The sequence below is a fragment of the Desulfovibrio piger genome (assembly GCF_900116045.1).
Lineage (GTDB): Bacteria > Desulfobacterota > Desulfovibrionia > Desulfovibrionales > Desulfovibrionaceae > Desulfovibrio > Desulfovibrio piger_A.
In genome coordinates this window covers 2,261,052-2,276,484 of the sequence record NZ_LT630450.1, presented here as the reverse complement: position 1 = coordinate 2,276,484, position 15,433 = coordinate 2,261,052, and the positions used below count along the sequence as shown (strand labels likewise).

At 67.6% G+C, this 15,433-nt stretch carries 11 protein-coding genes; 5 read left to right on the top strand and 6 right to left on the bottom strand.

Translation table 11 applies throughout. From position 1 onward, the window contains the following. Positions 1–2: 2 nt before the first annotated feature. The gene (locus DESPIGER_RS10175) at positions 3–2,663 is read right to left on the bottom strand and encodes a valine--tRNA ligase (protein ID WP_072336366.1); all 2,661 of its coding nucleotides are present in this window, start codon (positions 2,661–2,663) and stop codon (positions 3–5) included. 38 nt (positions 2,664–2,701) lie between these two features. Between DESPIGER_RS10175 and DESPIGER_RS10170 the strand changes: the two genes are divergently transcribed. Continuing rightward, the gene (locus tag DESPIGER_RS10170) at positions 2,702–4,201 is read left to right on the top strand and encodes a BPL-N domain-containing protein (protein WP_072336363.1); all 1,500 of its coding nucleotides are present in this window, start codon (positions 2,702–2,704) and stop codon (positions 4,199–4,201) included. Positions 4,202–4,383: 182 nt separating this feature from the next. Here DESPIGER_RS10170 and DESPIGER_RS10165 read toward each other — a convergent pair whose 3' ends face one another. The 5 genes from DESPIGER_RS10165 to DESPIGER_RS10145 all read right to left on the bottom strand — a co-directional run bounded on the left by DESPIGER_RS10165 (position 4,384) and on the right by DESPIGER_RS10145 (position 9,779). Further along, positions 4,384–5,856 carry a hypothetical protein gene (locus tag DESPIGER_RS10165; RefSeq protein ID WP_072336360.1) on the bottom strand — a complete coding sequence of 491 codons (1,473 nt, stop codon included), beginning with the start codon at positions 5,854–5,856 and terminating at the stop codon, positions 4,384–4,386. 83 nt (positions 5,857–5,939) lie between these two features. After that, the gene (locus DESPIGER_RS10160; RefSeq protein ID WP_072336357.1) at positions 5,940–6,914 is read right to left on the bottom strand and encodes an AEC family transporter; all 975 of its coding nucleotides are present in this window, start codon (positions 6,912–6,914) and stop codon (positions 5,940–5,942) included. 230 nt (positions 6,915–7,144) lie between these two features. Further along, the gene (locus DESPIGER_RS10155) at positions 7,145–8,125 is read right to left on the bottom strand and encodes an AEC family transporter (RefSeq protein WP_072336354.1); all 981 of its coding nucleotides are present in this window, start codon (positions 8,123–8,125) and stop codon (positions 7,145–7,147) included. A gap of 183 nt (positions 8,126–8,308) precedes the next feature. Further along, positions 8,309–9,004, bottom strand: coding sequence for a carbonic anhydrase (locus tag DESPIGER_RS10150; protein WP_072336351.1), 696 nt, complete (start codon positions 9,002–9,004; stop codon positions 8,309–8,311). Between the two features lie 109 nt (positions 9,005–9,113). After that, positions 9,114–9,779 (bottom strand): OmpH family outer membrane protein, encoded by a 666-nt coding sequence (locus tag DESPIGER_RS10145; protein ID WP_072336349.1) that lies wholly within the window; start codon positions 9,777–9,779, stop codon positions 9,114–9,116. A 244-nt stretch (positions 9,780–10,023) separates the two neighbouring features. Between DESPIGER_RS10145 and DESPIGER_RS10140 the strand changes: the two genes are divergently transcribed. From DESPIGER_RS10140 to ispH, 4 genes are all read left to right on the top strand, one after another. Continuing rightward, entirely contained in the window at positions 10,024–11,139 is a 1,116-nt protein-coding gene (locus DESPIGER_RS10140) for a hypothetical protein (RefSeq protein WP_072336346.1), read from the top strand. Between the two features lie 193 nt (positions 11,140–11,332). Then, a complete protein-coding gene (locus DESPIGER_RS10135; RefSeq protein WP_072336343.1) occupies positions 11,333–13,168 on the top strand; it encodes a SulP family inorganic anion transporter in 1,836 nt (611 codons plus the stop codon). Continuing rightward, positions 13,165–14,163 (top strand): tRNA dihydrouridine synthase, encoded by a 999-nt coding sequence (locus DESPIGER_RS10130; protein WP_156831689.1) that lies wholly within the window; start codon positions 13,165–13,167, stop codon positions 14,161–14,163. Before DESPIGER_RS10135 ends, DESPIGER_RS10130 begins: the two co-directional genes overlap by 4 nt. A 370-nt stretch (positions 14,164–14,533) precedes the next feature. Next, a complete protein-coding gene (gene ispH, locus DESPIGER_RS10125; RefSeq protein WP_072336340.1) occupies positions 14,534–15,385 on the top strand; it encodes a 4-hydroxy-3-methylbut-2-enyl diphosphate reductase in 852 nt (283 codons plus the stop codon). Positions 15,386–15,433 lie beyond the last annotated feature (48 nt).

The window sequence follows — 15,433 nt, the reverse complement described above, 5'->3', positions numbered from 1 at the left end:
CCTTATTCCTCGTTGAGGGCTTCGCTGAAGCGCTGGCGCAGGGCCTGCATCTTGGCCTTGGCATCCAGCAGCTGTTCGGCACGGGCGCGTTCGCGTTCCACCACCTGGGCGGGAGCGCGGCTCACGAAGCTTTCGTTGTGCAGCTTGCTCTGCACGCCCACCAGATCCTTTTCCAGTTTGGCCATTTCCTTGTCCAGACGGGCCAGCTCGCCGGCCAGGTCCACGGCGCCCTTGAGAGGCACGATGACCTGGCAGCCGCCCACCACGGAGGAGGCGGACGCCTTGGGCGCGTGCAGGCCGGCACCGATCTGCAGGTCTTCCAGGCGGGCCAGGGTGGTCATCATCTGGCGGCAGCTCTCCAGCAGGGCGGCCTGGGCCTCGTCCACAGGATGCAGCATCAGGCCCACCTTGTGGCCGGGGCTGATGTTCAGCTCGGCCTTGATGGTGCGCACGGCCACGATGATGCCCTGCACCAGTTCCATGCGGGCGGCCTCGGCTTCATGCAGGCAGCCGGGACGGGCCGCGGGATAGAGCTCCAGGGCGATGTCCGTGGGCTGCTCGCCGGCGGGCACGGGCAGGGCGTGCCAGATCTCGGCCGTGACGAAGGGGATGATGGGATGCAGCAGGAGCAGCAGCTCGCGCAGCACCACCCACAGCACATACTGGGCCACGGGCTTGCGGGCCTCGTCCTGCATGTCGGGCTTGATGAGCTCCAGATACCAGTCGCAGAACTCGTTCCACAGGAACTTGTAACCCAGCTGGGCGGCGTCGTTGAAGCGGTATTCTTCCAGCGCCTTGTCCATGTCCTGCTTGACCTGCTCCAGGCGGTGCAGGATCCACTGGTGGTGCAGGCCTTCCACGCTTTCCAGGGCCACCGGGGCGGGCGCGGTCCCGGGCAGGTTCATGAGGGCGAAGCGGGCGGCGTTCCACAGCTTGTTGACGAAGTGGCGGTAGCCTTCGATGCGGGCTTCGGACAGGCGGATGTCGCGGCCCATGGCGGCAAAGGCCGTCAGGGTGAAGCGCAGGGAGTCGCAGCCGTACTTGTCGATCATCTCCAGCGGGTCGATGACGTTGCCCGTGGACTTGGACATCTTGCGGCCGGTCTCGTCACGCACCAGGGCGTGCAGGTACACGTCGTGGAAGGGCACCTGGCCCATGAAGTGCTGGCCCATCATCATCATGCGGGCCACCCAGAAGAAGATGATGTCGAAACCGGTCACCAGCACGCTGGTGGGGTACCAGGTGGCCAGATCCTTGGTCTGCTCGGGCCAGCCCATGGTGGAGAAGGGCCACAGGGCCGAGGAGAACCAGGTATCCAGCACGTCCTCGTCCTGCTTCAGGTCAGTGCAGCCGCACTTGGGGCAGGAGCTGGGGTCGTGCTCGGCCACGATGAGCTCGCCGCACTGCGCGCAGGTCCAGGCGGGGATGCGATGGCCCCACCAGATCTGGCGGCTGATGCACCAGTCGCGGATGTTGTCCAGCCAGTGATAGTAGGTCTTGGCCCAGGATTCCGGCAGGATGCGGGTCAGTTCGGGCACGGCCTTGCGGGCGGCGGGAGCCATCTTGGTGGTGGCCACGAACCACTGCGTGGACACGTGCGGTTCCACCACGGTATGGCAGCGGTAGCAGTGGCCCACGGAGTTGTCCAGGTCCTCCACGGCCAGAAGGTCGCCGGCGGCTTCGATGTCGGCCACGATCTTCGTGCGGCAGTCTTCCTTCTTCAGACCGGCGTAGGGGCCGGACTCGGCCTTCATGATGCCGTCTTCGTCGATGACCTGCAGGAACTCCAGATCGTGCTTCTTGCCCAGGGCCCAGTCGTTGTGGTCGTGGCAGGGCGTCACCTTGAGGGCGCCGGTGCCGAACTCGCGGTCCACGTAGCTGTCGGCGATGATGGGGATCTCGCGGCCCAGCACGGGCACGATGGCCGTCTTGCCCACCAGGTGCCGGTAGCGCTCGTCCTCGGGATGCACGCAGATGGCGGTGTCGCCGGGGATGGTCTCGGGCCGGGTGGTGGCGATGGTGATGCTGCCGGAACCGTCGGCCAGATGGTAACGGATCTTCCACAGCTTGCCCTTGTGGGCCTCGTGTTCCACTTCGTCATCGGCCAGGGCCGTGTGGCAGCGCGAGCACCAGTTGATGATGTAGTCGCCCTTGTAGATCAGGCCTTCGTTGTAGAGCTGCACGAAGACCTTGCGCACGGCGGCGGACAGGCCTTCGTCCATGGTGAAGCGCAGGCGCGTCCAGTCCACGGAGGCGCCTAGGGCGCGGATCTGGTTGAGGATGCGGTGACCGTAGTCCTCGCGCCACTGCCACACGCGCTCGATGAAGGCTTCGCGGCCCAGGTCCTGGCGGGTCTTGCCTTCCTTGGCCAGAGCGCGTTCCACCACGTTCTGGGTGGCGATGCCGGCATGGTCGGTGCCGGGCACCCACAGCACGTTCTTGCCCTTCTGGCGGGCATGGCGGCAGAGCACGTCGATGAGGGTCTGGTTCAGGGCATGCCCGATGTGCAGGGCGCCGGTGACGTTCGGCGGCGGGATCACGATGGAAAAGGGTTCGCCCTGGGCATCCGGGTCGGGCGTGAAGGTCCTGTTGTCCTGCCAGTGGTCGCGCCAGCGCGCTTCCACGTCATGGGGCTCGTAGCCCTTGGGGAGGGTATCCGCCATCTTGCTTTCTCCATGAAAGGCGGCCATAGTACGCTGTTATGTGTGCCGCCAACCCTGTATGTATTCTCTGGGACGCGTCCCATATCTGGGGCCTTATGGTCTGGCGCGCCCTGTGCGCGCTGGGACTGCCCTGCCGTCTGGTCAAGGGACAAGACATAGCCAATGGCGCGCTTTTTCGCAAGCCATGCCCGCAGGGCCCGGCCGGCGGGGAGCGGGCCCCGGCCCCGCTTTTGCTGGTGCCCGGCGGCAATGCCCGTCTCAAGGCCCGCGCCCTGGGCGAGAAGGGGCGCCAGGCCGTGCGCGACTATCTGGCCGAAGGCGGCCGCTACCTGGGCTTTTGCGGCGGCGCCGGACTGGCCCTGAGCCAGCCCCGCAGCCAGGACGGGCTGGGGCTCTGCCCCTGGGGCCGTGCGCCCTACCCCGAACGCCTGCATCATCTGATCTCCGGCCATGCCCACATGCGTGTGCGCTCCTGCATGGCCCGCGACCTGCCCGCCGCACGGCCGGAGCTCCCCGTCGCCTCCCGGCCAGGCGACAGCGCCGACCCGCTGCGCCCGCCGCTGGGCGACGAGGCCTGCGCCCTGGTGCCGCCGCACTGGCGCGGCTGCGCCCTCGGCCATGAAAAGGACTGCCGCCACTGCAGCAACTGCCGCCCGCCGGAAGCCGACGGCCATGTGCCGTCCCTGCCGGTCTGGTGGCCCGGCCGCTTCGCCCCGGAAGCCGACGAGCGGGTCAGCATCCTGGCCTCCTACCGCCAGCCGGACACGGACTTCTGGCTGGCCGACCTGCCCCTGAGCCGCATCCCGGCCCCTGTCTTCGAAGCCTGGAAGGACCTGTACGGGGTCAATGTCTCGGCGGATTTCCTCGACGGCCAGCCCCTGATGGTGGCGGGCAATTACGGCCGGGGGCGCTACGTCCTCAGCTATTCCCATCTGGAGACCCCGGACAGCCACGATGCCAACGCCTGGCTGGCCCATCTGCTGCGCGCGCTGGCCGGTCTGGCGCCGCAGCGCGAGCTGGTGCCCGCCTGGGACCTGCACCGCAAGGCCGCCTTCCGCTGGCCCGGTACACCGCAGACAGCGCCCCTGCACACCCTGCTGCACGGCATGCGCGGCCTGCTGGATCTGGGCGTGGAGCACAATCTTTTCTTCGAGCGCACGTCCTGGCTCTGGGGCTGGCGCCCCGGCCTGCCCGGCGCGGTCTGCAACAACCTGTATTCGTCCCTGCGCGTGCTCTGCGGCCTGCGGCCCGGCCCGGAAACCCTGGCCGCCTGGGACGGCATGCGTGCCCGTTTCACCGCCCTCACGGATATCTTCCTGCCCGGCGCCGAAGGCTATCTGCTGGCCTGCCGCCTGCGCGAGACCCTCTCCCCTACCATGCCCGACGCCGTGGACCGGCGCGGCCTCACCAACCAGCGCGAGGCCCTGTTCGGCCATCCCATGACCGGCGGCGGCATCGTGGGCGAACTGCTGGAGATGACCGACGAGCTGCTCTACCGCGGCCAGCAGGAAGATGCCTGCGCCGCGCTGGACGAGTGACCCCGCAACGGACCCTGAAGATCCCGCGCCTTTCCTGAACGCCCCGCCTGCCCGGCCCGCACTCTCCATCCGGCCTTGCGAACGATCTGCCGATATCCGCCCTGACGGTGCCGCATGGCAAAGGAAAGCCAGCCCGCGAAGCGCACTCCCTGAAGAAGGCTTGCCCCGCGTGGACAGCCCGGCTACCCGCGCACCTGTCGCGGAACCTGCGCGTCTCCGGTCACGGAAGCCGCTTCATGCCTTTCCCCGCTGATGGCATACAGGTAACCGGCGAAGAAGGTGAAGGCCGTGGCATTCTTCAAGGTGATGGCGGACAATGCCGCCAACGCTCCCAGAAAAGTACAGGCCATGCCGTACACATACCAGTCCCGGTGACGGGCGGCAAAGGCCACGCTCCGCCAGAGCAGCATGGCGCACAGGCCCAGGAACAGGGCCAGTCCGGGCAGGCCCGTTTCCGCCAGCAGGGTCGTATACTGGTTCATGGGGGGGTATTTGTGGAGCTTGCTGCTCCTGGCACCCTCGACAAATCCCGTCAACTCGCTCCCCCGCTCCAGACGGCACTGCTCCAGCGGCTGCCAGTACCAGCCCTGCATCATGCAGCCCATGCCCAGCGGGCGCGAAAGCCCCGCCTCCATATCCAGCCGCGCACAGGTATAGCGGATGGCCAAAGAACTGACCTCCAGCCCTCCCTGCAGTTCGGGGCATGTCGCTGGTTTGCCCGCATGACTGTCTTTTACAAAGCGGACCAAGGACTCTGCCTCCTGAAAAGCCGGCTGGAAACGGGCCTGTATCCCGGGCCATCCGGCATGCAGCCCCCAGCCGCCCCCTGCAAGCAGAACGGCTGTCAGCAGCAGGACCGGTATACGGTGACGGCGCAGGACGGCAAGATAGCACGGCAGGGCGGCGGCAACGCAGGTCACGGCAAAAGCAAACAGACCGGAAGCGATCTTGCCCTGCCACATGATGAGGCCCCAGCAGGCCACAGCCAGCAGCCAGAGGCGCTTCGCCCCGCTCAGGGCCAGGGCCACGCCCAGCACGGGGATGAGCCCCACAGCCATATGCGGTGGCTCGGCAAACAGCCCCCTGATCCTGTCCGTGAAATAGACCGGCGGCCACCAGCCGTGATCGATGCATTCAAAACGGAACCAGGGATTGATGCTGACCAGAAAATCCTTGATCCCTGCTGCGCCGTGATTGGCCAGGATCTCCAGGACGATATGTGCCAGGTTCGAGAGCGCGAGCAGCAGTACCGCAGCATGGAAGAGTTGTTTTCCCCGCTCGCGCGGCAGGCAGGAAAACATCACGGCCCACCAGAGCCAGAACGCCAGAGGGATCGCCGTCCAGAGCAGGAAGCCCGTCCAGACGTCCGGTGCAACATCCCCGGGCACGCTTTGCAAGCCCCGCGCAGTGGCCAGTACTGCCAGGGCCGCCATGCCCAGGATCCCTCCCAGCAACAGGCGGTGTTCCCGCATCCGCCCGCGCCACTGGCCGGAAAGGATGAACAGCACTGCGCCCGCGATCCCGAGAGGATATGTGGGACGATGCGGCAAAACCGGATCCCGGAACCAGGGGAAGACATCGAACGACAGCAGGGCCAGGCTCAAAAAGGCGCACGCCGTGGACCCCCACAGGCACAGACGGGAGAAGCGATCCATCAAAAGATTCCTTGTACGGGAACAGGGCCGGGAAAACGGCGATATCCCCTATCCTATAGCCCGGCACCGTTCCTGACAAGCGCTTACAGGCAGCCCGCTCCCTGCAGCAAAAAGATGAACAGCATCAGGCTGACCATGCTGGCGGCATTGCTCAGCACGGCGGTCAGGGCCGCCTCTTCGGGCACGGCGCTGTAGACCTCGGCCAGCACCGAGGCCACCAGGGCCGTGCCGGTGGCGGACATGAGCACGCCCACGCCCAGCCAGAGCGGCGGCAGGCCCGCCAGGCGCATGATGCCCCAGCAGATCAGGGGATGGATGCCCAGCTTGCACAGCAGGAGCCAGGTCTGCCGGATCACCGTGTGCCCGCCGTTGCGACGCAGGGCCAGCACCAGCTTCTGGCGCAGGTCGAAGCCCAGGGCCAGCAGCATGCAGGGGGCCGCCGTGCTGCCGATGAGCGCCGCCGCATGGTCCAGAGGCCGCCACAGCCCCAGCCCCGAGCAGGCCAGGGCCAGGCCCGCCAGGGTGGCCAGCAGCAGGGGGTTGCCCAGCAGGAAGAGGCGCAGCAGCTTCCAGATGCGGTCCCGGCCGTCGCCCCAGGCCGCGGAACCCGCCAGACAGTCCATGCGGACCTGGGCCATGATGACCACCACATTGGGGGTCAGGGCGGCCAGACCGGCCACCACCATGGCCTCATGGTTGCCCGGCAGCAGGCTGGCCACGATGGGCAGGCCCACGAAGGCCGTGTTGCTGGCGCTGCAGGCCAGGCCGGAGATGATGGCCGGGCCCGCGCCCCGCCGGGAAAACAGCCTGTCCACGACATAGCCCAGCAGATAGCACAGCATCTGCGCCCCGATGACGCCCAGCCAGAAACCGCCGTGGGCCAGGTCCAGACGGCTCGCCCCGGCCAGGATGTGCAGCATGAGCACGGGCAGGGCCAGCTTGAGCACATAAAGGCCCATGGCCGCGCCGGTGTTCTCCGGCAGCACGTCGGTCATGTGGACAGCGGCCCCCACGGCTATGAGCAGAAAGACGGGAAGAACGGCATAAAACGCTTCCATTGGATACCTCCATCAGACCGTAGTGTGGCTCCCGGAGGATGTCGCTTGCGGTGCGGAGAAAGATGCGCTTCTTCCTTCCGCTTGTCCAGAAAATTGTTTGTTTAACCAAGCAATTTATAACTCCTTGAAAAAGCCCGGGATCGGCATGCCGACCGGGCTTTCTTGCGCCGCCGGCTGCCGTTTTGGGGCGCCAGCCCCGGGCAGGACGGCGAAAGGTCTTCCCGGACGCCTCAGATATGGCCCAGCAGACGCATCAGCCAGATGAAGAAACTCAGCGAGAACAGGCTCAGGCCGTTGGAGACCAGGGCCGTCAGGGTCGCCTCTTCCGGGCCGGCATGATGCACGTCCGCCAGCACGGGGACCACCAGGGCGGAGCCGGAAGCGCACATGATGACCGAGACGGCCAGCCACAGGCCTTCCACGCCCAGCGCGGCCAGGATGGCCCAGCACACCAGGGGCTGCACCACCAGCTTGCAGATCTGCAGGGCCGCCTGGCGCAGCAGGGCGTGGTTGCCCGCATGGCGGAAGACCACGGCCAGCCGTTCCCGCAGGGTCAGGCCCAGGGTGACCAGCATGCAGGGCGCGGCCGTATGCCCCACCAGCTCGGCGGCCCTGTCCAGCGGCCCCCACAGCCCAAGGCCCAGGGCGGAGACCAGCACGCCGCCCGCCATGCCCCAGAACACGGCATTGTACAGCAGCGAATAGCGCAGCACATGCAGCAGCACGGCCTTGCGCCCCTGCGGCATGGACCGGGAAGGATCATGCGCGGCCAGCTGCACCTGCCCCACCACGAACAGCAGATTGGGCGTGATGGTGAACAGGCCGGCCACGAACAGGGCCTCGGCATTGCCCGGCAGGGCGCTGGTGATGACGGGGATGCCCACGAAGGCGGCATTGCAGAAACAGCCGCCCAGGGCCGTCACGGTCGCCGCCGCGCTGTCGTGGCGGGCCAGGATGCGGTCGGCCGCGTAGCAGGCCCCGTAGATGAGGAACTGCGCGGCGATGACGCCCAGCCAGAACTGCGGGTGCGCAAAGCTCTCCAGAGGCGCGGTGGCCATGATCTGGAACAGCAGCAGCGGCAGGGCCACGTTGAGGACATAGAGGCTCAGGGTCTGGTTGGCGTTCTCGGGAAGGGCCCGGAAAAGATCCAGGCAGACGCCCAGACCGATGAGCAGGAACACGGGGACAACGGCGGAAAATGCTTCGATCATGCCCTTGCTTATGCTTCTCCCGGCCGGATGTCCAGACGCGGCGTCCGCCACCGGGCCCGGAGAAAAAGGCCAGGGACGGACGCCCTGCCGGGAAGCGGCCGTGCCGCCAGCCGGGACAGGCCCCGCATCCGTGCTGCCGGGCCCTCTTTCCCGCGCGCCGGGGCCGCGGGCACCGGGCCTGTCCTAGACCGCGCCGCCGTTCGCATGGCAGTCGCAGGCGGCATCCGGGGCCCCGCACTGGCGGCAGTGGGCCACCAGGGGCTCGAAGGTCTCGCTGTCCGGGAAATAGGCCAGCAGGGCCCCCCGCGACATGTCGAAATACCAGGCATGCAGCGAGAGTTCATGGGCGGACACGCGCTCCTGTATCCAGGGATAGGAAAGCAGGTTGTCGATGGAGACGAGGATGGCGGCCTCTTCGCAGTGGCGCTGCCGGTCGGCCGGGCTCTCGTCGCGCACGTCCTCGCGCATCCGTTCCAGGGCGGGCGCGGCCAGGGAGACCCAGTTGGCCACGAAGCTCTCGTCATGCAGCGATGCGGGGTCCAGCAGGGCCTGGATGCCGCCGCAGCCGGAGTGGCCCAGCACGATGATGTGCTCCACCTTGAGATGATGCACCCCGTATTCCAGCACGGCCAGCACGGCGTCCCGGCGCAGGGCGTCGTCGGCATGGGGCACCAGGTTGGCCACATTGCGCACCACGAAGATGTCGCCCGGGTCGCAGCCCATGAGCAGGGCCGGATCGGCCCGGGAGTCACTGCAGGCGATGACGATGGCCTTGGGATGCTGCCCCTTGTTCAGGGACGCGTAGTAGTCGTTTTCCGCATCAAAATAGAAACGGCGGAAGTTTCTGAAACCGTTGATGAATTTTTCAAAGTCCTTCATGGGGTCCTCAAAGTCCCCTCCGGCCGCGCGTATGTACGGGACGCCGGAGGAAAGAGACGAAAAGAGCCCCGGAGGGACCGGGGCTCTCGCAAAATGACACAGACAGCGGCTACTGGGCCTTGGCTTCGGAGGGAGCGGCCTTTGCGGCAGCGGGCTTTTCAGCGGCAGGAGCGGCCTGTTCCGCAGCGGGCGCAGGCTTTGCAGCGGGCTTTTCGGCGGCCTTGGCGTCCTGGGCGGCAGGGGCGGGCGCTTCGGCGGCAGGAGCATCCGCCGCGGCGGGAGCTTCGGGCTGGGGGTTGCTCACGGACACGAAGTTGACCTTCTGCTTGTTCATCTCGTCCAGCAGGGCATTGGTCACGTCCAGGGCGGGGTCATAGGCCACGGCCACGTCCGTGCCCAGCACCACGCTCAGGCCGTTGGCCTTGCGGTAGTTGTTCACCAGGCGCTGGGTCAGGTCCAGCAGCTGGCTGACCACGTTCTGCTGTTCGGCATTGATGCGCTGCTGGCCGCCCATGTAGATGGCCTGCAGTTCACGCTGCAGGTTTTCGTTCTCGGGGTCTTTGCCCAGGCGGGCCTGCACGTCGTCGATCTGCTGCTGGATCTCCTTCTGCATGCCTTCCAGGAAGCGGCTGGCTTCCTTGCCGGGCTCGCTGTCGCGCAGCAGGCGGTTCATGTCGACCACGCCGACCTTGACGGCGGGTTCCTGGGTCTGCTGGCAGCCGCTGACGGCGAGGCAGAGGACGAGCAGGGAAAGGATGAGCAAACGAATAGGCATGGGGAGTTCTCCTTGGATCATCCGCAGATGTGCGGTTTCAGTCTGAATGGCCTGCTTGTACGATGTTTTGTCCCGGGACTCAACTCTTTTCCGTCTTCCCCGCCCCGTCTCCCGGGCCGCGGACGGGACGGGACCCTGTGCAAGACGGCACACGCATTGACAAAGGATGCGATATTGTTATTCTGGACGTTGTCCTTATTTCATAAGATCTTCAGGGCGGACCTGCCGCCAAGCGAGAATTTTCGTGTCATACCACTCCCTGCGCACCCCGCGCGAAGCCATCACCGAGATCGTCAGGCACGCGCCGCCCGAAGTGCGTCCTGCCATCATCGCCCTTATCCGGGCTGCCTTCCGCTCCCTGAAGCGCGGCTACCAGCCCGACGTGCGGGCCGTGCCCCTGCGCAGCTGGCGCTCGCTGCTCCAGCTGCTCTCCTCCATCGCCGCCATGCAGAGCGAGACGGAGACCCTGCTGCGTGTCTCCAACGACCTGCTCTCCATGGCCGACCATATGGCCCCCCCCGGGGAAGTGCTGCGCCAGAGCGCCGAGATCCTGGTCCATGCCCTGCATGCCGACCTGTATGTCTGCCGCCTGCGCAACCCCCAGGGCGAGTGGGTGGTACAGGCCGCCGCGCGCCGTGACGGCGGCGGCATCCCCCTGGTGGTCCCGGCCTTGGAAGAAGGCATCCGCAACCATCCCGTCATGCGCACGGTCAAGGAAGGCTCGGCCCGGCACGTGGTGTCCAACAACCTGCGGGGCATCGAACGCGGCGGCGAGTCCTTCGACTGCGTGGTCTACAAGGCGGGCTACCGTTCCCGTCTGGCCTTCGTGCTGCGCGAGCGCAACGACCGGCCGCCCTTCGGCCTGGTGCTGCTCTACACCCAGCGCGAATACGGTTTCGAGATGTACGACGCCCACTTCCTTTCCAAATGCGCCCGCATCGTGTCCCTGACCACGGGCCGCCGCCTGGCCGTGGCCCGCGACACCCTGGAAAAAGCCGCCGGCGCCATGGCCCACTACGGCAACAACGCCCTGAACATCATGCGCAACCAGGCCGAATACTGCGGCGAGCTGGTGGAAGACATCGACAACAACCTTTCCCGCGCCCTGCGCCTTTCCCGCGAGCTGCGCGCCGAGTTCCACGAGGATTCGCGCGGCCAGCGCCTGGCCCTGGAGCTGGAAAAGATCCTGGCGCGCGCCGACCTTACGGAGCTGGCCGGGCACCTGGGCGGCGTGCTGGAAGGCACCCGCCGCATGACCCGCATCATCGGCTCCCTGAAAAAATCCGCTGAACGTCCCTCCCTCATGCGTTACGCCCTGGGGCAGGACGTCCTCAAACTGGAAGACGACTCCCACGACTAGGCCGGGGCAGGCCCCCGCCATGCCGCCAGCCCGGACAGCAGCCCGCGCGGCCGCACGCCGCCGGGGCCCCTGCCCCCTGCCTGCCGTGATGCCGCCCGTCCTGCCGGGGACATGAGCCCGGCCCCCCCGGCGCCCGTCAGGACGGGCCTTGCCCTGCCGGACCCGTCACCTCCACTACCGCGGGAGCACCGCCATGAATGCCGCCCGGATCTTCCCCTTCCTGAACGAACTGCGCCACTACAGCCTGCGCGACTTCCGCGCCGACTTCATGGCCGCGCTCACCGTCACCCCCATGGCCGTCCCCCAGGCCATGGCCTATGCCCTCATCGCCGGCGTGCATCCGCAATACGGCATCTATGCCTGCATGCTGCCGGTCATCGTGGCCGCCCTCTGGGGCTCGGCCCGCTACCTGGCCGCCGGGCCCACCAACGCCATCTCCATGGTGCTGTTCACCACCATGAGCACGGTCAGCATCGGCGGCATCACCGTGGCCGGCCTGCCCGAGGAGGCCCGCATGCCCTACATCTTCGGCATCGCCCTGCTCTGCGGCCTCATCCAGGTGGGCATGGGCCTTGCCCGTCTGGGCGAACTGGCCAACTTCATCTCCCATTCGGTCATGGTGGCCTTTTCCGCCGGCGCGGCCCTGCTCATCGCCGCGGGGCAGCTCAAGACCGCGCTGGGCCTGCCCTCCTCCCAGGCGCAGGGCTTCTTCCCCCAGGTGGACCATGTGATCCACAATTTCAGCCAGCTCAACATCTGGTGCCTGCTGGTCTCCGGGGGCACCATCCTGCTGATCCTGCTTTTCAGGCGCATCTCGCGCCGTTTCCCGGCCACCCTGGCGGCCCTGGTCATCATCTCCGGCGCCTCGGCCCTGCTGGGGCTCCATGAGCGGGGCGTGCGCCTGGTGGGCGCCATCCCCAGCGTGATCCCGCCCCTCTCCCTGCCCCCGGCCTTCGACATGGCCTCCATCCGCGACCTGTTCATGCCCGCGCTGGCCATCGCCCTGCTGGGCGCCGTGGAATCCCTGGCCATCGGCAAGCAGCTGGCGGGCATCCGCGGTGACCGCTTCGACGGCAGCCAGGAACTCATCGGCCAGGGGCTCGGCAACATCGCCGCGGGCCTCACTTCCGGCATCCCCGGCTGCGGCTCCTTCACCCGCAGCGCCCTGGTGGTCACCAGCGGCGGGCGCAGCCGCATGGGCACGGTCCTTTCCGGCCTGCTGGCCCTGCCCATGCTCTTCGTCATGGCACCGCTGGTCAGCTGGCTGCCCATGCCCGCCCTGGCGGGCGTGCTGCTGCTCATCTCGGTGAACATGATCGACATCCCGGCCATCCGCCTCTGCCTGCGGGCCACACGCATCGACCGCTGGGTGCTGCTCATCACCTTCGCCTCCACCCTGCTCCTCGACCTGGAACGGGCCGTGTTCATCGGCGTGCTGCTCTCCCTGACCCTCTTCATCTACAAGGCGGCCCATCCCCGGGTGCGCCGCCTGCGCGCCACGGACCCGCTCATGCGCTATGCCCCGGACCACATGCCCGAGGGCCTGGTGGTCTATGTCATTGAGGGCACGCTCTTCTTCGGCGCCATCCACGAACTGGAACGCCAGCTCTACGAAGAGGACGACACGCCGCCCCGGCTGGTGGTCCTGCACCTGACCCGCGTGTTCTGGCTGGATGCCTCCGGCGCCCACGCCCTTGAGCAGTTCCTCGAACGCTGCTATGCCCGCAGTGTGCCGGTGGTGCTGGTGGTGGGCAGCCGCAACGTGCGCGACATCCTGACCCGCACGGGCGTCATCGACTGCCTGAGTGACGGCTTTGTGGCCGATACCCTGGGCGACGGCCTGCGCATCGGCGTGGACATGCTGGACAGGCACATCCGCTGCCACACCGGCTGCCCCGAAGAATCCTGCCCCCGGCAGCCGGTCTTCGCCCCGGCCGCCGCCCCCCGCAGCGTGGACCAGCTGGCGCGGCAGCGCCTGCAACAGATGCACGCCGGAGACCCGGCATCCCGCCATACGGAACAAGAATGATGCACAAAGCCTTTTTCCTGCCGGAATCCCCGGCCGATCCCGGCAGCCTGCCCTTTGACCGGGAACATCCCTGGCTGGCGCCCCTGGCCGGCTACAGCGACCTGCCCTTCCGCCTGCTCTGCCGCCGGTACGGCGCGGCGGTCTGCGTGACCGAGATGGTCAGCGCCAAGGGCCTTGTCTACCGCAGCCCCGGCACCGGCGAGCTCTTGCAGAGCCTGCCCGGGGACCAGCCGCTGGTGGTCCAGCTTTTCGGGGCCGAGGCCCCCTTCCTGCAACGGGCCGTGGAGATGCTCCGCGATGCGGGCTACGGCTGGTTCGACCTCAACATGGGCTGCTCGGTGGCCAAGGTCCTCAAGCAGGGGGCCGGGGCCGCCATGCTGGGCGATGTGCCCCATGCCCTCGAGGTGGCCCGGGCCATGCTCCAGGCCGCCGGTCCCGGGCGGGTGGGCTTCAAAATCCGTCTGGGCCTGGACAGCCGGCGGCATGTCTGGCGCGACCTTTCCCTGCGTCTCCAGGATCTGGGCGCGGGCTGGATCACCCTGCATCCGCGCACGGCGCGCCAGGGCTTCGGCGGCGAGGCCGCCCACGAGCTGCTGGCCGAGCTCAAGCAGGCCCTGGACATCCCCCTCATCGCCAGCGGCGACCTGTTCAGCGCCCGGGACGGCCTGCGCGTGCTGGAGCAGACCGGCGCGGACACGGTCATGTACGCCCGGGGCGCCATGCACGGCCCGGCCATCTTTGCCGACCACCTCCGCCTCTGCCGGGGGGAGGAGCCCCAGCCCCCCTCACCGGCCGCCCTGCGGGACATGGTCCTGCGCCATATGGAACTGGCCCAGGAGCTCTGCCCCGGTCGCGCCGCCCTCTGGAAGATGCGCAGCGTGGTGCCCCGCTATATACGCAGCCTGCCCGGCGTCAAGGCCCTGCGCCTCGAGCTCTGCCGCTGTACGTCCTGGGAGGGCCTGCACGAGCTGATGGACCGCTTTTTGCCGGAATAGACGGCAAGATCTGTTGAGGGGGAAGGGGACTTTTTCCGGCGGAAAAAAGTCCCCTTCCCCCTCACGCTCCCCCATCCTTCAAAAACCGCTCACGGCGTCCCGCGCTCCGCACAGGAGGCTCAGAAAGGATATCAAGAGCCCTCTTTCCCGGCCTTCCTTTCTCCCCTCACGGACACCTCTCTTCTTTCCGGCAAGATCACCTGCCCTGCATGTCCTTTCCCCTGCTGCCCGCCGCATGGCGGCCCGCCCGCGCTACCGGACAGCAGCCGCCATCCGGCGGCGATCCCCGCACCGCACGATGTCCCTTCCCCTTGACAGGGCCTGCCTCTCACGGAACACTGCCGCAAAGACTTTTTTCCGGGAGAGAACTATGGACGTCATCCGCGCCAAGACCGCCGGTTTCTGCATGGGGGTCGGCCTGGCCCTGCAAAAGCTGGACACCGCTCTGGAACAGCCCTGCGAGGGCCGCACCTGCACCCTGGGCCCCATCATCCACAACCCGCAGGTACTGGCCGACTATGAGGCCCGGGGGGTCTTCTGCGCCCAGGATCCTTCCCAGCTCGATGCCAGGGACAGGGTCCTCATCCGTGCCCACGGCATCACCCGGCAGGTGGAAGAAGCCGTCCGCGCCACCGGCGCCGACGTGGTGGACGCCACCTGCCCCAAGGTCAAGCGGGCCCAGCTGGCCATCGAACGCGCCACCCGCGACGGCGCGGAGCTCCTGCTCTTCGGGGAGGCCGACCACCCCGAGGTGCGCGGCCTCGTCTCCTATGCCCACGGCCCGGCCCACGTCTTCGGCAGCCGTGACGAGCTGACCGCCCTGCATGTGGACCCGGGACAGGCCTATGTGCTGGCCTCCCAGACCACCCAGGACCGTTCCGTCTTCGAACAGCTGGAGCAGGAACTGCGTGACCGCCTGCCCCGGCTCACGGTGCTGGCCACCATCTGCGATGCCACCCGCGAACGGCAGGAAGAAGCCCGCAGCATCGCGGCCCGGGTGGACGTCATGGTGGTGGTGGGCGGCCGCCAGAGCGGCAACACCCGCCGTCTGGCCGACCTGGCTGCCCAGAGCGGCATCAGCACCTACCATATAGAACAGGCCGAAGAACTGCGGGCCGAAGACTTTGCCGGCAAGACGCGTGTGGGCCTCACCGCCGGGGCCTCCACTCCCCGCAAGCTCATCGACGCCACCCAGCACTGGCTGGAACAGCTGCCGGAGTGAACGGCCTGTCGCGGGGCACCGCCGCCTGCGCCCGCAGGCCTGCTCTCT